Here is a 19,841-nt window from a genome sequence, read left to right as displayed (position 1 = left end):
CAGCGCCTCGGGGACCCGTCGCCGCGTTCCGGACCGGGGGTCCCGCGACGGCCGCGTCCGCGTCGCGCGTGCCGGCCTCGTACGCGGCCCCGGGCACCGCCCGGTGGGCATGGACCTCATGCGCGGCCTCCTACTTGTCCTCGTCGAGGGTGTACGTACGGTCGCCGGGCGCCACGGACGTGTCGGAGCCGCCGGCGACCAGGGCGAGCCGGACGTGTTCGGCGAACGACTCGGCGTACGCGACGCGTTGGGCGTCGGCGGTGCCGAGCGCGAAGGTGATCGGGACGGCCTGGGCGGCGCTGTTGCGCCGGTCGGCGCTGGACTGGTCGGGTTCGAGGGCGGTGAGCTTGCCGACGTCGATGACACGGGCGTTCTCGACGATCACCTTGGACTGGTCGCGGCCCTTGTCGTTCTCGGCCTTGAAGGTGGCGTAGATGTTGACCCGGGAGCCGGGGTCGATCTTGCCCGCGACACCGGTCGACGCGTCGATCATGATGGCGATCTCCTGCTGCCCGGCGGCCAGTTCCGGCTTGGCGACGATCATGTCGGCCTGGAGCAGGGAGCCCTTCTCCAGCCGGGTGACGGCGATCTTCCCGCGGATCCGGGAGAGGTCGGTGACGGCGGTGGACGACAGCCACCGCTCGGGCATGGAGATCTTCTCGAACTGGTCGGCCGACAGTTCCTTGTAGGGCGCGATGTCGCTCTTCAGGCGGTACGCCGTGACCTCCGGGCCGACCTTGGAGTTCACGTCGCGGATCACCGAGAGGACTCCGGCGAAGGCGCCGAGGGCGCACAGGACCGAGAGGACCAGCAGGATGACGCCGCGGCGCTGGCGCGAGTTCACTGAATCTCACCTCGTGGGGCGGTACCGGGGAGTGGACCGGGCTGTCGTTCCTGCCGGGGATCCGGGGGGTGACCTCCGGGATGATGCAGCATGTTCAGGACAACCTCGATCTACGGGGACGGCTGGGTCGGGCGGTGGTGCCTGATGTGCTGTTCGCTGGTGCCTGGTGCGTCGTTCGGTCGTGTCTGACGCGCGGTTCGATGCGCCGGGGGCCTATGTGGCGCCTCGGGGCAGGGCGGCGCGCACCGGAGAGGCTGCCCGGACGGTGGTGGCCGAAAGCTCCTCGGCGGAAGGCTGGGACAGCGGGGCGGCGCAGAAACCGCAGCGGTCACCGATGAGTTCGAGGCCGCACCAGTGGCACGCGTCCCGCCGGACGGACGAGACGAGCTGGTAGAGGACCGAGACGTCGTGCAGTCCGGCGGCGAATTCCACGAGCCGGTTCGTGCCCCACCAGCGGACCGATTCCCCGGGCAGCGGGACGGTCGCGGCGCCCTGGACCTGCCAGGCGGGCGCGAGGGTCGAGGTGACCCAGTCGGAGGGCGGCTGTCCGGCGGCCGAGAGCAGCCGGGTCCCGAACTCCGGCCCCGGCAGTTCTCCCTGGCCGACGCGGACCAGTTCGGCCCGCGGATTGGCGAGTACGGCGAACTGGGCGCCCGGCACCCACGACTTGGCGTGCGACTTGAGGGAGACCGGGACCCGGTCGAGCTTGGCCACCGAGCCGAGCAGGGCTCCGGCGTAGATGTAGTGGGCGAGCAGCCGGGCGGAGGAGGCGAGCACGCCGGGGCTGAAGTCGCAGACCGAAAGCTGGCGTAACTGCTGGGCCAGCAGGGCGATTCCGAGCGGTGGCAGGTCGATGCCGAGCAGCGCGATGCGGTCGCTCTCCAGGACGGAGCGGACGGTGTGCAGCCGCCGGGTGACGGCGCTGTCGGCACCGGTCGAGTAGAGGGAGATGACGTACCCGTGCTGCTCGATGAGCGCGTGCATCCCGGTGAGGGAGTCCTCCAGGGTGCCGAGCGGCTGGACGACCGCCGGCGGGGTCCCCCGGTCGTGCGGCGGGAGCACCAGATCGGGACTGGTGACGGCTATCGCGGTCGGCACGCTGCACACACCCCGTTCGCTGCGGCGGGGTGGTCAACCACCGCCTCAGATCGCCCCTTTGTCGCCATAGAGCGTCACGGACGTTTCCCGTACGGCCGCGGATCGCCACTGTGACGCCCTCTTGCATCAGCACCATATCCACGGCATGGCCCGCTCAACACAGAATCTCCGAGATCATCTCACCGAAGGTGCGGGCGTGATCAACGGAGAGTGAGACGTCTCAAAACAACTGGGCGCCCGCATAAGGGACTTGATGTGACCCGGGGCTTGACAACCCGATTGGTCTGGACCAACTTGTATCCACCGACGGTGGCCACCGTTCCGTTCCCCCTCCCCTCCCCCACCTCTTCCTGGAGGACCCAGTGGACCGCGTCACCCGTATGCCCGGACGGAGATGGGCGGGAGCCCTCGCCACCGCCGTCGCCGCGTCCGTCCTCTCCCTCACCGGTCTGGCCGGCCAGGCCCAGGCCGCCGACGTCAACAACGTGAAGAACGGCGGCTTCGAGTCCGGGCTGAGCAACTGGACCTGTTCGGCGGGCAGCGGCACGACGGTCTCCTCGCCGGTGCACGGCGGCGCGGCCGCGCTGAAGGCCACGCCCGCGGGGCAGGACTTCGCCCAGTGCTCGCAGTCCGTCGCCGTGAAGCCCAACTCGACGTACACGCTGAGCGCCTGGGTGCAGGGGTCCTACACCTACCTCGGGGTGAGCGGCACGGGGACCACGGACGTCTCGACCTGGACGCCCAACACCACCTGGACGCAGCTGTCGACCACCTTTACCACCGGCGCCTCGACGACGTCGGTGTCGGTCTGGTCGCACGGCTGGTACGGACAGCCCGCCTACCTCGCCGACGACTTCTCCGTGTTCGGCCCCGACGGCGGCGGTGGCGGCGACCCGGCCCCGACCGTCCCGGCGACCCCCGGCGGTCTCGCGGTGTCCGGCACGACCTCCTCGTCCGTCTCCCTGGCCTGGAACACGGTGTCGGGCGCGACCGGCTACAACGTGTACCAGGGCGGCTCCAAGGTCCAGTCGGTGAGCGGGACCTCCGCGACCGTCTCGGGGCTCAGCGCCTCCACGGCGTACTCGTTCCAGGTCAGCGCGACCAACTCGGCCGGTGAGTCGGCGAAGTCCTCGGCCGTGACCGGGACGACGGCCGCGTCCGGCGGTGGCGGGGGCGGCGGGGGCACCGTGCCCGCGCACGCGGTGACGGGCTACTGGCAGAACTTCAACAACGGCGCGACCGTGCAGAAGCTCTCCGCCGTGCAGTCGCAGTACGACATCATCGCCGTCGCCTTCGCCGACGCCACGAGCACGCCGGGCGCGGTGGGCTTCACGCTCGACTCGGCCGGACTCGGCGGCTACACCGTCGACCAGTTCAAGGCCGACATCAAGGCCAAGCAGGCCGCGGGCAAGAAGGTCATCATCTCCATCGGCGGCCAGAACGGCACCGTCTCGGTGAGCGACTCCGCCTCGGCCACGAACTTCGCCAACTCCGTCTACTCCCTGATGCAGACGTACGGCTTCGACGGCGTCGACATCGACCTGGAGAACGGCCTCAACGCGACCTACATGTCCCAGGCGCTGCGGTCCCTGTCCGCGAAGGCGGGCTCGTCCCTGGTCATCACCATGGCCCCGCAGACCATCGACATGCAGTCCACGTCGAACTCCTACTTCCAGACGGCGCTGAACATCAAGGACATCCTCACCGTCGTCAACATGCAGTACTACAACAGCGGCTCGATGCTCGGCTGCGACGGCAAGGTCTACTCGCAGGGCTCGGTCGACTTCCTGACGGCGCTCGCCTGCATCCAGCTCCAGGGCGGTCTCGACGCCTCCCAGGTCGGCCTCGGCCTCCCCGCCTCCACCAGCGGCGCGGGCAGCGGCTACGTCTCCCCGACGATCGTGAACAACGCCCTCGACTGCCTGACCAAGCTCACCAACTGCGGTTCGTTCAAGCCCTCCAAGGCCTACCCGGGCCTGCGCGGCGCGATGACCTGGTCGACGAACTGGGACGCCTCGGCGGGCAACGCCTGGTCGAACGCGGTGGGCCCGCACGTGCACGCCCTGTAGCCCTCCCACCGCCCCCTTCCCCGGCGGTCCCCCTTCCGGCCCCGTTCGCCGCAGTCGCGGCGAACGGGGCCGGTGCCGTCCCGGGCGGCCGATTCCCGCCGACGGCCCTTTGTCTTCTATTGACCTGCTCATGCCATAACCCCCACCATGAGCGCCACACCCGCACCAGGCACGTCACCTTGAGCCATCCCCCAGCTCCGCTCCCCCACAATTCCGGAGATCCCGGAATTTCCGGAGAAACAAGGAGACTCCATGCGAATTCGCCCACGTGGCAGCGCCGACGGCAAGGGCAGAGGCGGCCGGCGCACCGCCGCCCTCGCGGTCCTCGCGGCGCTCGCCCTCGCGGCTCCCCTGACCGCCACCGCCACCGACGCCACGGCGAGCGGGGCCAGGGCCCTCACGCCGTCGTCCGACGACATCAGGCAGTACGAGATCCACCAGAGCTCGACCTCCGCGTCCCGTACGGAGATCCAGCGGTCGGGGGTCACGGTGGACGAGGCCGACGAGGAGACCGTGGTCGTCTCCGGCCGCGCGGACCAGATCGCCACGCTGCGCCGGCAGGGCTACGACGTCACGCCGCTGGGCTCGGCGCCCGACCGCTCCTCCGCGGCCGACGGCGTACGCCTCTTCGACTTCCCGACGGCGGACGCGAAGTACCACAACTACGCCGAGATGAACACGGAGATCGACCAGCGGCTCGCGGCCTATCCGAGCATCATGAGCAAGCGGGTGATCGGAAAGTCCTACCAGGGCCGGGACATCGTCGCCATCAAGGTCAGCGACAACGTGGCCACCGACGAGAGCGAGCCCGAGGTCCTGCTCACCTTCCACCAGCACGCCCGCGAGCACCTCACCGTGGAGATGGCGCTGTACCTGCTGCGCGAGCTCGGGGCCGGGTACGGCAGCGACTCCCGGGTCACGAACATGGTGAACAACCGTGAGATCTGGATCGTCCCGGACCTCAACCCGGACGGCGGCGAGTACGACATCGCGAGCGGCTCCTACCGCTCCTGGCGCAAGAACCGCCAGCCCAACTCCGGGTCCTCGTACGTCGGCACGGACCTCAACCGGAACTGGAACTACAAGTGGGGCTGCTGCGGCGGCTCCTCGTCCTCCAAGTCCTCCGAGACCTACCGCGGCGCGTCGGCCGAATCGGCGCCCGAGGTGAAGGTGGTCGCGGACTTCGTGCGCGGCCGGGTCGTCGGCGGCAAGCAGCAGATCACCGCCGGGATCGACTTCCACACCTACAGCGAGCTCGTGCTGTGGCCGTTCGGGTACACCACCGCCGACACGGCCACCGGGATGACGGCGGACGACGCCGCCGCCTTCAAGGCGATCGGGCAGAAGATGGCCGCCAGCAACGGGTACACGGCCGAGCAGGCCAGCGACCTGTACATCACGGACGGCTCGATCGACGACTACCTCTGGGGCACCCAGAAGATCTTCGACTACACCTTCGAGATGTACCCGACGTCCAGCTCCGGCGGCGGCTTCTACCCGCCCGACGAGGTCATCGAGCGGGAGACCTCCCGCAACCGGGACGCGGTGCTCCAACTCCTGGAGAACGCCGACTGCATGTACCGGTCCATCGGCAAGGCGGCCCAGTACTGCTCCTAGGCCGCGACGCTCCGGCCGCGCCGGCCGGTGACCGGGGATCCGCGTGCCCTTCCTGACGGGCGCGCGGATCCCCTCACCGCTTACGGCTTCTCGGACTCGGCCTTGCCGCCCTCGTCGTCCTGGTCGTCCTCGCCGTCCTCGCCGTCCTTGCTCAGGCTCTTGCCCCCGGACTCGGACTTCGCCTCGGACTCGGACTCGGCCGCTGTCTCGACCTCGGCCTCGGCCCCGGTGCCGTCCTCGTCGTCCTCGCCGTCCTCGAAGTAGGCGTCCAGGACGGCGTCGAGCTGCTCCTCCCACTCCTTGAAGCGGGCCCGGGCGTTCGCCTCGATCTCTATCGGGTACCAGCGGCGCTCCGGCGTGTGCACGGTGATGGTGAACCGCTTGCCGAAACGCGGCGTCTCCGTCTCGACGGCGCCGATCTCGTCCCAGCGGAACTCCGCCTCCTGGTCGTCCAGGCGCAGCACAACGCCGCTGTGGTCGGCCCTGATCGAGGCACGCCGGTCGGAGGCCTCGAAGACGGGACCGTCGGGGGCGGGGGCCTCCTCCTCGGACTCGGCCTCCTCCGGGGCCTCGGCCGCGGGCGCCTCCTCGGAGGCGGTCTCCTCGGAGGCGGTCTCGTCGGAGACCGAGGAGACGGTCTCGTCGGAGACGGTCTCCTCGGTCTCCGCGACCGCGTCCTTCGGCTCCGCCGGCACGGGGGACGTGAGCCCGGGGATGTACGCCGGGTTGACCGCGGCGGCGTCCAGGGGCTGACTCTTCGAACCTATGCGCTGCTCCACAGCGCGAAGTATGGTCGAAGATCCTGTGCGGGGCACAGCCGGCCTCGAATTGGCGATGCCACTGTTACACGAAGAGACTCATCACGGCGGCCACGGCGAACCCGGCGACGGACAGCACCGACTCCAGGACGGTCCAGGTCCTGAGGGTGTCGCGCTCGCTGATGCCGAAGTACTTGGCCACCATCCAGAAACCGCCGTCGTTGACGTGCGAGGCGAAGATCGAACCGGCCGAGATCGCCATGATGACCAGGGCGACGAAGGCCTGGGAGTGATGGCCCTCGGTGAGCAGCGGCGCGACGATGCCGGCGGTGGTGACGATCGCGACCGTCGCCGAGCCCTGGGCGACCCGCAGGACCAGGGAGATCAGATAGGCCAGGACGATCACCGGGAGGCCGACGCCGTCGAAGGTGTCCGACAGTGCCTGGGCGACCCCGCTGGCCTTCAGCACGGCGCCGAAGATCCCGCCCGCACCGACCACGAGCAGGATGTTGCCGACCGGCTTGAGGGACGAAGTCGACACCGTCTCCAGGGACTTGCGGGACCAGCCGCGCCGGATGCCGAGCAGGTAGTAGGCGAGGAGCAGGGCGATGGTGAGCGCGACGAACGGGCTGCCGAAGAACTCGACGACCGAACGGAGGGTGGAGGGGTCGAGGGCGACCGAGGAGAAGGTGGCCGCGAGGATGAGCACCAGGGGCGTGCCGATGATGCCGAGGACCGTGGCGAGCGGCACCGGCTTCTCCTGGGTGCCGGCCCCGTCCGCCGGGCCGTCGGCCCCACCCGGCGAAGAGGCGTCCTGCGAAGAGGCTTCCTGCGAGGAGGCGTTCGGCGAAGAGGCGTCCGGCGAGGGAGCGCCCGCACGGCGCTGTTCCTCGATGACGGCCCGTCTGGCCTCGGCCGCTGCCTCGACCATGTCCTGCGGCACGGGGACGAAGACGCGCCTGCCGATCCAGGCCGACCAGGCCCAGGCCGCCAGCACGGCGGGGAGGCCGCAGACGATGCCCATGAGGATCACCCAGCCGAGCTGGACGTGCAGCAGTCCCGCGGCGGCGACCGGACCGGGGTGCGGCGGCAGGAAGGCGTGGGTCATCGACAGACCGGCGAGCAGCGGCAGACAGTAGAGGAGGATCGACTTGCCGGACCGCTTGGCGGCGGCGTAGACGATCGGCGCGAGGACGAAGATGCCGACGTCGAAGAAGACCGGGATGCCGAAGATCAGGCCGGTCAGGCCCATGGCGAGCGGGGCCCGCTTCTCCCCGAAGAGGCCGAGCAGCCGGGAGGCCAGCACCTCGGCGCCGCCGCTGACTTCGAGGATCGCCCCGAGCATCGTGCCGAGGCCGATGATGATCGCGACATGGCCGAGGATGCCGCCCATGCCGGACTCGACGACCGACACCGCGGTGGAGCGCTGGACCGTGCCGAACAGCTCCGTGACCGGGAGTCCGGCGGCGAGGCCGACGGCTATGGAGACGGCCAGCAGGGCGACGAACGGCTGGAGCCTGACCTTGATGATCAGGAAGAGGAGGAGGGCGATGCCGAGGGCGGCGACCGTGAGCAGTCCGGCCGTGCCGTCGAGGAGGAGCAGGAGACCACCGGTGTGGGGTGGCGTCTCCGGGGCCGGGGCTGTCGCTGCGAGGGGGTACGACGACATGGTCGGGGAGCCTCTTTCTCGTCGGTCCGTGGGGGCTTTCGGGCAGGGCGGATCGCGGTGCGGCACCCCGGGGTGAGCGGGTGCCGCACCGTGACGTCGTACGGTGTGCGGGAGGTGCGCGGATCGCGCGGAAGTCGCCCGGATCGCGCGGGAGTCGCCCGGGCGCGGGCCCGGAAGGGACGTCAGCCGAGGACGGCGAGGACGTCGATCTCGACGAGGAGTCCGGCCGGCAGGCCGACGTAGACCGTCGTGCGGGCGGCGGGGGGCGCGGTGAGACCCTGCTCCTCGAAGTACTGGTCGTAGATCTCGTTCATCTCGGCGAAGTGGCCGGTGTCCGTGAGGTAGACGCGGATCATCATCGCGTCGTCCCAGCCGGAGCCGCCCTCCTCGAGGATGGCCTTGACGTTGGCGAGCGTCTGGAGGGTCTGCTCGCGCAGGGTCGGGCCGGCGGGCGTCGGGGGCTTGCCCTCCTCGGCGGGCAGGAAGCCGACCTGTCCGGCGACCTGGAGGATGTTCCCCTTGCGCACACCGTGCGAGAACCGGGCGGGCGGGGTGGTGTGGGTCGCGGGGACGAGGGCGATCTTGTCGGTCATGCGGTGCTCATTCCTTCGGGTCTTCCTTCGTGGGGGCTCTGCCGGAGAAGTCGCGGCTGATGGCGTCGGCCGTGCGGCGCACCAGCGGGAGCAGGGTGAGGAGTTCCTCGGCGGTGACGACGACGTTGGGCGCGGAGACCGACATGGCGGCGGCGACGCGTCCGTCGGCGCCGCGGACGGGGGCGGCGACGCAGTTGATGGACTCCTCGTGGCCTCCGAGGTCGGTGGCCCAGCCCTGTTCGCGCACCGTGGCCAGTTCCTTCAGGAAGGCGGGGGCGTTGGGGGTCGAACGGGCCGTGTACAGGGGGTAGTCGAGCCGGTCGGCGACGGCGCGGCGCTCGGCCTCGGGCAGGTCGGCGAGGAGCAGTTTGGCGACCGCCGCGACGGTGATGGCGACGGGTTTCCCTATCCGCGAGTACATGCGCACCGGATAGCGGCTCTCCACCTTGTCGATGTAGAGCACCTCGTTCTCCTCGTACACGGCGAGGTGGACGGTGTGTCCGCAGCTCTCGTTGAGGCGGACGAGGTGGGGGTGGGCGATCTCGCGGACGTCGAGGTTCTCGACGGCCTCCTGGGCGAGGGCGAAGAGCCGGGCGCCGAGCCGGTAGCGCTGGTCGGACTGGCGGTAGACCAGGCCGTGTTCGTTCAGGGTGCGCAGCAGGCGCAGGGCCGTGGACTTGTGGACGCCGAGGCGGTCGGCGACCTGTCCGAGGTCGGCGGGGCCCTCGGCGAGCAGCGGCAGGATGCTCAGCGCTCGGTCGACGGTCTGGCTCATGGCGTACGTACCTCCTCCGCGGCCCGTGCGTCGGCTTCGGTCCAGCCGGGGCCGAGACGAAGTGTCTCCCAGGCACGGTCGTCGAGAGCGGCGAGCCGGTCGGCGTGCCCCCGGGCGGGCGGGTCGGCGAGGTCGCCCGGGACGGTGAGCGCGGCGGCGGCCGTCAGATGGCCGTGCCGCAGCCGGTCGCGGGCGGGGAGGCCGCGCAGGGTGGCGGAGAGGAACCCGGCGGCGAAGGCGTCCCCGGCACCGACGGCCGCGACGACGTCGACCCTGAGGGCGGGGACGAAGACGGCGGCACCGGCCGCGGCCTCGGCACGCCCGGTGTCGCCCCCGGTGGTGTCCTGCGCGCGCCCGGTGCCGCCCCCGGCGCGCCCGGCCGCACCCTCGGTGGCCCCGCCGCCGTCCCCCGGCCCCCCGGCGGTTCCGCCGTCCGCGCGGGTGGCGTTCCCCGGCGCCTCGCCTCCGCCCCCGGCGGCCGCATCCCTGGCGCCGACGGCCCTGTCCTTGGCGAACACGACGGCTCCCCGGCTGCCGTCCTTGACCACCAGGACGTCCGGTTCGGGCAGTGCCTCGCGGATCGCGTGGGCTCCGCGCAGCCCCCAGGCCTCGTGGGCCTCGTCCTCGCCGACGAAGACGATGTCGGCGCCGCGCGCGAGGTCGAGCAGGACGCGCGGTCCCTCCGGCCGGTCGCGCCACAGGCCGGGACGGTGGTTGACGTCGAAGGAGACGAGGGGGCGGCCGGTCCGGGGTGCGGTCAGCTCGCGCATCAGGGCCAGACAGCCGTCGGAGAGCGCGGCGGTGATGCCGGACAGGTGGAGCACGCGGCCCGAGCGGGCGGCGGCGAGGTCCGTGTTCCGCGTGGTCATGGCCGAGGCGGCGGATCCGGCCCGGTAGTAGGCGACTTCGTGGGAGCCGGTCGCCCGGTCCCCCGCGGTGCGGAAGTAGACGCCGGTGGGCCGGCCGGGGTCCCGGCGCACGGCGGAGGTGTCGACGCCGTACGCGGCGATCGCCTCCACCAGGTGGTCGCCGAACCCGTCGGCGCCGACCCTGCCGACCCAGCGGACGGAGTGACCGGCGCGGGCGAGCACGCACGCCACGTTCGACTCGGCCCCTCCGATGCCCCGTTCGAACGACGGCACGTCGGCGAGGCGCCCGGCCCGGGCGGGCAGGAAGGTGATCATGGACTCGCCGAGCGCCACCACGTCGACGGTGCCGGTGCCGGTGTCGTTGCCGGTGCCGACAGCGGTGCCGTCGCCGGTACTGGTGTCGCTGCCGGGGGACGCGGCACCCGCGGGTCCGTTGCTGCTCACAGTGGTCGGGGCTCCTCGCTCTGACGGCCGACGGCGGCGAACGGCACCGTTGACCCTGCGTCGGCTGGGATGTTAGACAGCTGAAAACGACATGCGCAACGAGCGTTGCACATGATGCAACATGATCGAACAGGCCGAGGAGACCCCATGAGCGCCGACACCGCCGCCGCACCACTGGCCGCTCTCGCGGCGGAGCGCGTCGACCACCGTTTCAAGGGGCTGCCCCCGGACGCCGACGGTCTGAGCGTCGGCGAGCTGGCCGCCCAGCGCCGCAACCTCTTCACCGGTGGTTTCACCACCCCCGTCCTCGCCCTCTCCGCCGAGCGCCTGGCCCACAACCTCGAACTCATGGAGACGTACGCCACCCGGCACGGCCTCGCCTTCGCCCCGCACGGCAAGACGTCCATGGCGCCCCAGCTCTTCTGGCGGCAGATCGAGCACGGCGCCTGGGGCATCACCCTCGCGGTCCCCCACCAGGTGCGGGTGGCGCGGGAGTTCGGCATCGACCGGATCTTCCTCGCGAACGAACTCGTCGACCCGGCGGCCCTCGGCTGGATCGCCGCCGAGCTGGCCGGGGACCCGGACTTCGAGTTCGTCTGTTACGTCGACTCGGTGCGCGGGGTGGAGCTGATGGACGCCGCGCTGCGCGGGAGCGTCCGCCCGGTGGACGTCGTCGTCGAACTCGCCGCGGGCGCGGGTGCCCGTACCGGAGCGCGGACGGAGGAGGAGTGCGCGGCCGTCGCCGACGCGGTGGCGGCGGCCGGGACGCTCCGGCTGGTGGGCGTCGCCGGGTACGAGGGCGAGGTGCCGGACGCGGACCCGGAACGGGTGCACGCCTGGCTGCGGCGGCTGACCGCGCTCGCGGCGGCCTTCGACGGCGCCGGGCGGTTCGAGGACGCCGGCAGGATCGTCGTCAGCGCGGGCGGCAGCGCCTGGTTCGACGCGGTCGCCGACGTCTTCGCGGAGATCCCCGAGCTGTCGCTCCCCGTCCTGAGACTGCTGCGTTCGGGCGCCTACGTCTCGCACGACGACGGCCACTACCGCAGGCTCACCCCCTTCACCCGCGTCCCGGGGGAGGGTGCCCTGCACCCGGCGTTCCGCCTCTGGTCGCAGGTCGTCTCGCGGCCCTCCCCCGAGCAGGCCTTCACCAACGCCGGCAAGCGGGACGCGGCCCACGACCTCGACCTGCCCCTCGCCCAGGTCGTGCGCCGCGGCGGTGCCGAGCGTCCGGCGGCCGGCATCGAGGTGAGCGGGCTCTCCGACCAGCACGCCTGGCTGCGGACGGCTCCCGGTACGGACCTGGAGGTCGGCGACTGGGTCGGCATGGGCCTGTCCCATCCGTGCACGTCCTTCGACAAGTGGCAACTGATCCCACTGGTCGAGGCGGACGGCACGGTGGTCGACTACATCCGTACGTTCTTCTAGGGAACCGTCTTCTGGAGAACCGTTCGGAGAACTTTCCGGAGAACCGTTCCGCACGACACGGGAGACGCCCCATGGACCTCGCCGATCTGGTCATCCAGGACGTGGACGTCGCCGACGGCAGCGGCGCGCCGACGTACCGCGCGGACGTGGCCGTCAAGGGCGGCCGGATCGTCGCGATCGTCAAGGAGGCCGCGGCGGCCGGATGCCAACGGCCGCGCGGCACCCGGGAGATGGACGCCGAGGGCCTCGTCCTCGCCCCCGGCTTCATCGACATGCACGCGCACAGCGACCTCGCGCTGCTGCGGGACCCGGACCACAGCGCGAAGGCCGCCCAGGGCGTGACCCTCGAAGTGATCGGCCAGGACGGCCTGTCGTACGCGCCGGCCGACGACCGGACGCTCGCCGAGGTCCGCCGGACGATCGCCGGCTGGAACGGCCACGGCGACGACGTCGACTTCGACTGGCGTTCCGTGGGCGAGTACCTGGACCGTCTCGACCACGGCTTCGGCGGCGAGGGCATCGCGGTCAACGCCGCCTACCTCGTCCCCCAGGGCACCGTCCGCATGCTCGCCGTCGGCTGGGAGGACCGCGAGGCGACCCCCCGGGAGCTGGACCGGATGCGGCGACTGGTGGCGGACGGACTGCGCGAGGGCGCGGTCGGCATGTCCTCGGGGCTGACGTACACGCCGGGGATGTACGCCCGGGACGCCGAACTGACCGCGCTGTGCCGGGTGGTGGCGGAGCACGGCGGCTACTGGTGCCCGCACCACCGCTCGTACGGGGCGGGCGCCCTGGAGGCGTACCAGGAGATGGTGACCCTCGCCCGCGAAGCCGGCTGTCCGCTCCACCTCGCCCATGCCACCATGAACTTCTCGGTGAACGAGGGGAAGGCACCGGATCTCCTCGCGCTGCTGGACGAGGCGCTGGCGGAGGGCGCCGACATCACCCTCGACACCTATCCGTACACCCCGGGGTGCACCACCCTCGCGGCGCTGCTGCCGAGCTGGGCGAACGAGGGCGGACCGGAGGCGGTGCTCGCGCGGCTGCGGGACGACGACACCGCCGAGCGCGTCCGGCACCACCTGGAGGCCGTGGGCGCGGACGGCTGCCACGGCGTGCCCGTCGACTGGGAGACGATCGAGATCTCGGGGGTGAACGACCCCGGACTCGGCCCGTACGTCGGCCGGACCGTCCGGGAGTCGGCCGGCCTGCGCGGCGAGGAACCCTGGACCGTCGCCCGGCGACTGCTGGTCGAGGACCGGCTCGGCCCCACGATCCTGCAGCACGTCGGCCACGAGGAGAACGTCCGGACGATCATGCGGCACCGGGTGCACACCGGCGGCTCGGACGGCATCCTGCACGGCGACAAGCCCCACCCGCGCGCCTACGGCACCTTCCCGCACTATCTCGGCCACTACGTAAGGGAGTTGGGCGTCCTGACGCTGGAGGAGTGCGTCGCGCGCCTCACCGGCCGCCCGGCCGCCCGGCTGCGGCTGCCCGACCGCGGCCTGGTCCGCGAGGGGTACCGCGCCGACCTGGTGCTCTTCGACCCGGCGACGGTCGCGGCGGGCTCGACCTTCGCGGCGCCGCGCACCCTGCCGACCGGCATCCCGCACGTCCTGATCGACGGCCGTTTCGTCGTCGAGGACGGGCGCAGGACGGACGTGCTGGCGGGACGGGCGGTCCGCCGCACGGCGTGACCGCCCGCCCTCCCGCGGTGTTACGGCTTGGGCAGGACGCACCCGCTCAGGCTCAGGTCGAGCTTGTTGCCCGTCGTGAAGCAGGCCGGGATCTGGTAGGTCTCCTCGGCGTAGTTGATGCCCTGGCGGACGGTGACGGTGCCGTTCGCGTCGACCTCGCACGGGTTGTTCACCGTGCACCGCTCGCCGTCCTCGTTGCCGGTGTTGTTGACGGCGACGACCTTGCCGGTGGACCGGTCGACGACCGGCGAGCCCGAGGTGCCGCCGATCGTCTGGCAGGCGGAGGTGTAGCGGACCGAGTCCTTCCAGGTCCAGTCCCCCTCCTTGAGGCGGTACACGAACCCGTCGATGCTGCAGTTGTAGAGACGCTTCCAGTAGCCGGAGGCCACGGTGATGGCGGTGCCGGCGACCGGGTGCGTGTCCTGCACGGTCAGCGCGCTGATGCCGTACGAGTTCTTGATGGTCGCGTACGTGCTGGTGAGCTGGTAGATCGTGATGTCCGTGTCGGTCATGGTCGAGTACGCGACCTTGCTCGCGCGCAGGGTCGCGACCCGGGTGCCCGCCGAGTTCAGCAGACCGAAGGTCCGGCTGGACGACTGACCGACGATCACCTCGCCGGGGTCCGGGAAACCGGTCTCCAGGCAGTGCCCGTTGGAGAGCACGAGCGCCGGGTCGGAGTCCGCCGAGCCCGGGAAGCGGATGACCGAACCGGAGCAGTTGCTGAGCGCGACGGTCCCGGCGAGGCTGACGGCCTGGAGGGTGGGCGCCGCCCCGGTGTCCGCCGTGACGGCCGGGGCCGACACGCGCGCGGGAGCCGGACGGGACGCGGGTACGGCGTGGGGAGCGGGTGCCGCGACCGCGGGTGCCGCGACCGCCCCGGCCAGTACCAGGGCGAACAGAACGGCGACGAGAGGCTTTCTCATGTGGGGGTCCCCTCTTGCGACTTGGGGCCGCCGGAGGTCGTCCGGCGGCCTTCCGCCGGCCGGAGGTCTTCCGGCCGTCTCTTGTCATGCGCATTGTGATGGGGGAGGGGAAAGTGAACAAGGAGCGGTTTCCGGCCTGACGGCGCGGTGGACGGCGGACGGGCGGCGTCCGACGGGGCGGACACCGCCCGCCGCGGCGCCGATCGACGGACACCTCGTACGCCTCCTCCGCGCGGCGGAAGAACGACGCGCCGCTCGCGGAGGCCTTCACTCCGAGCGCGGGCCGGGAACCTGACGGGCAGACACCCCTCCGACCGGGCGAACGGCGGACCGGGCCCCGGCGAGCGGACGCCTCCGACCAGGCGGGCGGATACCTTCCGGCCGGGCGAGCACCGGGCCGGAAACCCGGCGGACGGACGCCTCCGACCAGGCGAGCGCCGGTCCGGGAACCCGGCGGGCAGGCGTCCCTCCGGCCTCCGATCGGGCGAGCGGCGGGCCCGGCCGCCGGTCCGGCTCCAGCCCCGGCCCCGGCTCTAGCCCCGGCCCCGGCTCCGGCTCCGGCTCCGGTACGAGAAGGCCGTGGGCGAGCAGGTGGTTCACCGGGGGCGGCCAGGACTCCCCCGCGGGCCGGGCGAACGGCCGGCCGGGGATCCACCGGGCCGCGCGAGGGCGAGCGGGGTCACGGCGCGCGAGTCGCGGAACGGTTCGGCCTGCCCTCGGGGGCCCGGCCGGTGCCCGGCGGGCCGTCCCCCGGTCCGGTCACCGGCTCGCCGTTCGACGGCGAGAGCTTCGTGCCCGGCCCCCCTCTCGGCGGGGCCGGCTCACCAGGGCCAGGGACTAGTTCGACCAGCCGCCGCGCCCGTGGCCGTTCCCGCGGCCGCGTCCGCTCGTCGCCGAGGCGGTCGGGGCGGTCGAAGGGGCCGCGGTGGTGGCCAGCGCGGAGCGCGCGGGGGCGGTGGAAGCGCCCTTCGGCGCGGAGGCGCTCGCGCTCGCGCCCGGGGAGGCGGTGAGCGCACCGGCGGAGGGCGCCGACGCGGTGGCCGACGGGTCCTGGAGGGGCTGCGCGGAGGAGGTCGCGGTGGGGTCGTCGTCCGCCTGGGCGGGTCCGGTGGGGAGGTGCACCGGCCGGGTCGTGTGCTGGGGCGTGCCGCCCGCTCCCCCGGCCGCGCCGGAGTCGAACACCCCGGAGAAGGCCAGGCCGAGCGCGACGACGCCCGCGGCGCCCCCGGCCACGGCCAGCCGCCGGGGCAGTTTGTTGTCGCGGGTCCGCCTGCGGCGCGACCGCCGCTCCTGCCGTCCCCCCGGGCCGTCGGCCACGACGGGCAGGACGCTGGTGTCCCCACCGTCCGTGTACGCCTTCTGCCAGCCGTGCGCCTCGGCGGGATCGGCGTACGTCTCGTAGGCCAAGGGCGTCTCACCGTCGCTCTGCGGGAGGTACACCGTCGGCCGGGCTTCGGGGTCTCCGGACTGCCAGGACATGATCGCGCATTGTAGGGGCCACCAGGGCCTCCGGTGCAGCCCGGAGGACAAAATTGCCGGAACCGACACGTCTCACTTGACATCCTCCCCCTCCTGAAAGAGGGGGATTCCGACCCGCACGGGTCAAGGTTCACGGGTGTTCGAACGGCCGGTGGCCGTTGTCACCCCTCCGGCACCGGCTGTTCGCCGGGGGCGGGGGATCCCGCCCTGCCCTGCCGCGACGTTGACTGCTGCGTTGGTGTCGGCGTTGCAGGTGAAGCCGCAGGAGGAACAGCAGAACTCGGCTTGGCTCTTGCGCGAGTTCTTGTCGATCCAGCCACAGCTGCTGCAGCGCAGGGATGTGTAGGGGGCGGGCACGTCCTCGACCCGGCCCGGGGCCTTGTGCCCGGTGCGTCGCCGCAGCAGGCCCCAGCCCTGGGCGAGGATCGCCCGGTTCAACCCGGCCTTCTGCGCGACCTTCCTGCCGGGCTGTTCGACCGTCCCCTTCGCGGAGGCGGTCATGCTCTTGATGTTCAGCTTCTCGAACCGCACCAGGTCGTAGCCGCGGGCGAGCATCGTGCTGGTCTTCTCGCACCAGTCCCTGCGCCGGTCCGCCTCACGAGCCTTGATACGGGCCACCCTCGCGTACTCGGCGGCCTTGCGCTCACTGCCCTTCGGGGCACGGACGGCACGGCGCTGGTGTTTGCGGATCCGGGCGCGTTCTTTGACGGTGAGCTGCGGGCAGTTCAGTTTCCGCCCGTCGGAGAGGGCGGCGGTGATCTTCACGCCCCGGTCGATGCCGATGACCTCACCCGTGCCGGGCCCATCGATTGGCGCAGGGATGACCGCGAACGCGATGTGCCACCGGCCGTTGCGGAAGGTGACGCGGAAGGTCTTGGCCTTGGGCAGTTCAGCGCCCTTGCCGTTGCGGCTGAGCCGGAACCGGACCCAGCCGCAGCCGGGCACCTTCACCCGCGCCCACCGCCGGTTGAGCTTCTGCACCACCACGGACCGGCCCATGACCTGCTTTCCGGTCTTCGCGTTGAGCTTCGGTGAGCCGTCCGCCTCGAACTCCGGAACCCGGTCGGTGCCGATGACGCGAAAGCCCTCGTGCACGTGCTTCCTGCGCCAGGTCGGCTCACCGAACCCGGAGGCGAACACGGCGTTCTTCGCCGTGGCGAAGTCCCTCAGTGCCTGCTGCTGCACGTCCGCGTTTCCGGCGGCCAGCCATGCGTTGTCACGCCGGGCCTCGGTGAGCTGACGGCACTGCTCGGCAAAACCGGGCGCCGCCCTGCGACCCCGGTACCAGTACGCGTGCTGCTCGACGGCCAGATTCCAGACGTACCGGGCGTGCGCGCAGTGGCCGAGCATGACGCCCGCCTGCTCACTCGTCGGATGCATCCGAAACCGTGCCATGACCGCGAACCTAGCCAGCACGTTCCCCGACCGCCCACACCATCGACCGACACCACCCGTGCGAGTGACCACCCCTGCCGCCGACACGCCCGGCCGCTGGCCGCCGTCCACTCCGGGTTGCTGCACCTGCTCGAGACCGGCCTCACCACCGCCCCTCCCGAGACACCGAACCGCCCTGGCCGCGATTCGGCCTCCCCTGCCCCTCTCCGTGGGAGGCGGGCATTCACCCCGACCATGAACGGCCGGGCACCCTGTCCGAAAGCAAGGTGGTGAAAAACACCCCCCGACGCGCGTCGGGCGGTCGTAAGCTCACGGATATGCAGGTGATCCAGTCCACGAAGCTCGCCAACGTCTGCTACGAGATCCGGGGTCCGGTTCTTGAGGAGGCGATGCGGCTCGAAGCGGCCGGACACCGCATCCTCAAGCTCAACACGGGCAACCCGGCCGCCTTCGGGTTCGAGTGTCCGCCCGAGATCCTCGAGGACATCCTCCGCAACGTCTCCTCGGCGCACGGCTACGGCGACGCCAAGGGCCTGCTCGCCGCCCGTCGCGCGGTCGTGATGCACAACCAGACCCTCGGCATCGAGACGGACGTCGATCACGTCTTCATCGGCAACGGCGTCTCCGAGCTCATCGTGATGGCGATGCAGGCACTGCTGGACGACGGCGACGAGGTGCTCGTACCGGCCCCGGACTACCCCTTGTGGACCGCGGCGGTCTCCCTGTCCGGCGGCACCGCCGTGCACTACCGCTGCGACGAGCAGTCCGACTGGATGCCCGACCTCGCGGACGTGGAGCGGAAGATCACCGACCGCACCAAGGCGATCGTCATCATCAACCCGAACAACCCGACCGGCGCGGTCTACGACGACGCGATGCTCCGGGGGCTGACGGACATCGCCCGGCGGCACAACCTGCTGGTCTGCTCCGACGAGATCTACGACAAGATCCTCTACGACGGCGCCACGCACACCGCGACCGCCAAGATCGCCCCCGATCTGCTCACCCTCACCTTCAACGGCATGTCGAAGGCGTACCGGGTGGCGGGCTACCGCGTCGGGTGGATGTCGGTCTCGGGACCGCGCGCGGGTGCCGCCTCCTACATAGAGGGTCTGACGATCCTCGCGAACATGCGGCTGTGCGCGAACATGCCGGGGCAGCACGGAGTGGTGGCGGCCCTCAGCGGGCGCCAGACGATCGACGACCTGGTCCTGCCGGGCGGGCGCCTGAAGGAACAGCGGGACGTCGCGCACGAGCTGCTGACGCAGATCCCGGGCGTGACCTGCGTGAAGCCCAAGGGGGCGCTGTACCTCTTCCCGCGCCTGGACCCGAAGGTCTTCAAGGTCAAGGACGACCGGCAGATGGTGCTCGACCTGCTGCGGGCCGAGAAGATCATGGTCGTCCAGGGGACGGGCTTCAACTGGCCCGAGCCGGACCACTTCCGGGTGGTCACCCTGCCGACGGTCGCGGATCTGACGGACGCGGTGACCCGGATCGGCTCGTTCCTGGACGGCTACAGCCAGCCGTGACGCCCGCCGGGACGCGTCCCGCGCTCACCCTGCGTGCACGCCACCTCCCAATATGCGAACCAGCTCAACTTTAGACGAAATCCAAGCTAGGATGGCTTCCTGTCAGGCACAGGAGGCCATCCCATGTACGAACCGATCCGCACCAAGTCGGTCCACACGATGGCCGGCGCCCCCTCCTCCGACTTCCCCCACCGGTCGCGCGAGGAGGAGCTGGACATCCAGCTCGCCGGCCACCTCGCAGCACTGCTCGCCGTCACGGACGAGATCCGCGCGCTCGCCCCGTCCGCCGAGCTGGACGCCGGCGCGGAGCGGCTCACCGAGCAGGTGACCCGGCTGCGCGGCGGCGCCCCGCTGCGCGCCCCGGCCGCCGAGGCGCCCGACCCGTCCCGCCTCGCGACCCTCCACCGGCGGGCCCACGCCCTCGCGGGCCGCGCCCTGGTCGTCGCGGCCTCCCGCGCCGACACGGCCGCGGCGATCCTGTCCGCCGAGCGCATGGACGCCCACGCCTCGGCCGCCGAATCCCGCGAGCTGGCGACCCGCTGACCCCCGGCCCGCGAGCCGGACCCCGGCCACCCGGCCGAACCCCTCGGGCCCCGGGCCCGAGGCCCCGTACGGCCCCGGTCCGCGCGCCTTCGAAGCGCGCGCGGACCGGGC

At 71.8% G+C, this 19,841-nt stretch carries 16 protein-coding genes; 6 read left to right on the top strand and 10 right to left on the bottom strand.

The features are described from left to right. Positions 1 to 130: 130 nt before the first annotated feature. Together cpaB and ACICHK_RS25405 are read right to left on the bottom strand one after the other, a co-directional pair. Positions 131 to 844 carry a Flp pilus assembly protein CpaB gene (cpaB, locus tag ACICHK_RS25410; RefSeq protein ID WP_406838696.1) on the bottom strand — a complete coding sequence of 238 codons (714 nt, stop codon included), beginning with the start codon at positions 842 to 844 and terminating at the stop codon, positions 131 to 133. A gap of 213 nt (positions 845 to 1,057) precedes the next feature. Further along, complete coding sequence (locus tag ACICHK_RS25405; RefSeq protein WP_406838695.1) at positions 1,058 to 1,942, bottom strand: hypothetical protein; 885 nt, start codon at positions 1,940 to 1,942, stop codon at positions 1,058 to 1,060. 380 nt (positions 1,943 to 2,322) lie between these two features. Between ACICHK_RS25405 and ACICHK_RS25400 the strand changes: the two genes are divergently transcribed. Further along, the gene (locus ACICHK_RS25400; RefSeq protein ID WP_406841319.1) at positions 2,323 to 4,011 is read left to right on the top strand and encodes a chitinase; all 1,689 of its coding nucleotides are present in this window, start codon (positions 2,323 to 2,325) and stop codon (positions 4,009 to 4,011) included. A gap of 252 nt (positions 4,012 to 4,263) precedes the next feature. Further along, complete coding sequence (locus ACICHK_RS25395; RefSeq protein ID WP_151469938.1) at positions 4,264 to 5,628, top strand: M14 family metallopeptidase; 1,365 nt, start codon at positions 4,264 to 4,266, stop codon at positions 5,626 to 5,628. 80 nt (positions 5,629 to 5,708) lie between these two features. Here ACICHK_RS25395 and ACICHK_RS25390 read toward each other — a convergent pair whose 3' ends face one another. The 5 genes from ACICHK_RS25390 to ACICHK_RS25370 all read right to left on the bottom strand — a co-directional run bounded on the left by ACICHK_RS25390 (position 5,709) and on the right by ACICHK_RS25370 (position 10,607). Then, positions 5,709 to 6,407 (bottom strand): hypothetical protein, encoded by a 699-nt coding sequence (locus tag ACICHK_RS25390; RefSeq protein ID WP_406838694.1) that lies wholly within the window; start codon positions 6,405 to 6,407, stop codon positions 5,709 to 5,711. 64 nt (positions 6,408 to 6,471) lie between these two features. After that, entirely contained in the window at positions 6,472 to 8,055 is a 1,584-nt protein-coding gene (locus ACICHK_RS25385; protein WP_406838693.1) for a GntP family permease, read from the bottom strand. A 182-nt stretch (positions 8,056 to 8,237) separates the two neighbouring features. Then, positions 8,238 to 8,648: a RidA family protein gene (locus ACICHK_RS25380; protein WP_406838692.1), complete on the bottom strand. Its 411-nt coding sequence runs from the start codon at positions 8,646 to 8,648 to the stop codon at positions 8,238 to 8,240. Positions 8,649 to 8,655: 7 nt separating this feature from the next. Next, on the bottom strand, positions 8,656 to 9,423 hold the full coding sequence (locus ACICHK_RS25375; protein WP_406838691.1) for an IclR family transcriptional regulator: 768 nt from the start codon (positions 9,421 to 9,423) through the stop codon (positions 8,656 to 8,658). Further along, entirely contained in the window at positions 9,420 to 10,607 is a 1,188-nt protein-coding gene (locus ACICHK_RS25370; protein ID WP_406841318.1) for a sugar kinase, read from the bottom strand. Before ACICHK_RS25370 ends, ACICHK_RS25375 begins: the two co-directional genes overlap by 4 nt. A 276-nt stretch (positions 10,608 to 10,883) precedes the next feature. Here ACICHK_RS25370 and ACICHK_RS25365 point away from each other — a divergent pair, with 276 nt between their 5' ends. Then, positions 10,884 to 12,161 carry an alanine racemase gene (locus ACICHK_RS25365; RefSeq protein ID WP_406838690.1) on the top strand — a complete coding sequence of 426 codons (1,278 nt, stop codon included), beginning with the start codon at positions 10,884 to 10,886 and terminating at the stop codon, positions 12,159 to 12,161. A gap of 71 nt (positions 12,162 to 12,232) precedes the next feature. Then, positions 12,233 to 13,861: an amidohydrolase family protein gene (locus ACICHK_RS25360; RefSeq protein ID WP_406838689.1), complete on the top strand. Its 1,629-nt coding sequence runs from the start codon at positions 12,233 to 12,235 to the stop codon at positions 13,859 to 13,861. Positions 13,862 to 13,881: 20 nt separating this feature from the next. Here the strand turns inward: ACICHK_RS25360 and ACICHK_RS25355 are convergent, their stop codons facing one another. From ACICHK_RS25355 to ACICHK_RS25345, 3 genes are all read right to left on the bottom strand, one after another. Next, a complete protein-coding gene (locus ACICHK_RS25355) occupies positions 13,882 to 14,784 on the bottom strand; it encodes a serine protease (protein ID WP_406838688.1) in 903 nt (300 codons plus the stop codon). Positions 14,785 to 15,621: 837 nt separating this feature from the next. Further along, positions 15,622 to 16,263 (bottom strand): hypothetical protein, encoded by a 642-nt coding sequence (locus ACICHK_RS25350; protein ID WP_406838687.1) that lies wholly within the window; start codon positions 16,261 to 16,263, stop codon positions 15,622 to 15,624. 123 nt (positions 16,264 to 16,386) lie between these two features. Continuing rightward, positions 16,387 to 17,658: an RNA-guided endonuclease InsQ/TnpB family protein gene (locus ACICHK_RS25345; protein ID WP_406838686.1), complete on the bottom strand. Its 1,272-nt coding sequence runs from the start codon at positions 17,656 to 17,658 to the stop codon at positions 16,387 to 16,389. Positions 17,659 to 17,975: 317 nt separating this feature from the next. Here ACICHK_RS25345 and ACICHK_RS25340 point away from each other — a divergent pair, with 317 nt between their 5' ends. Then, entirely contained in the window at positions 17,976 to 19,187 is a 1,212-nt protein-coding gene (locus tag ACICHK_RS25340; protein WP_151469947.1) for a pyridoxal phosphate-dependent aminotransferase, read from the top strand. 123 nt (positions 19,188 to 19,310) lie between these two features. Beyond that, on the top strand, positions 19,311 to 19,730 hold the full coding sequence (locus ACICHK_RS25335) for a hypothetical protein (RefSeq protein WP_406838685.1): 420 nt from the start codon (positions 19,311 to 19,313) through the stop codon (positions 19,728 to 19,730). Positions 19,731 to 19,841 lie beyond the last annotated feature (111 nt).

Origin of the sequence: Streptomyces sp. AHU1, assembly GCF_045343905.1 — a bacterium.
Taxonomy (GTDB): domain Bacteria; phylum Actinomycetota; class Actinomycetes; order Streptomycetales; family Streptomycetaceae; genus Streptomyces; species Streptomyces triticiradicis.
The sequence above is the reverse complement of the archived record's forward strand: the minus strand, read 5'-3'. Positions and strand labels throughout refer to the sequence as shown.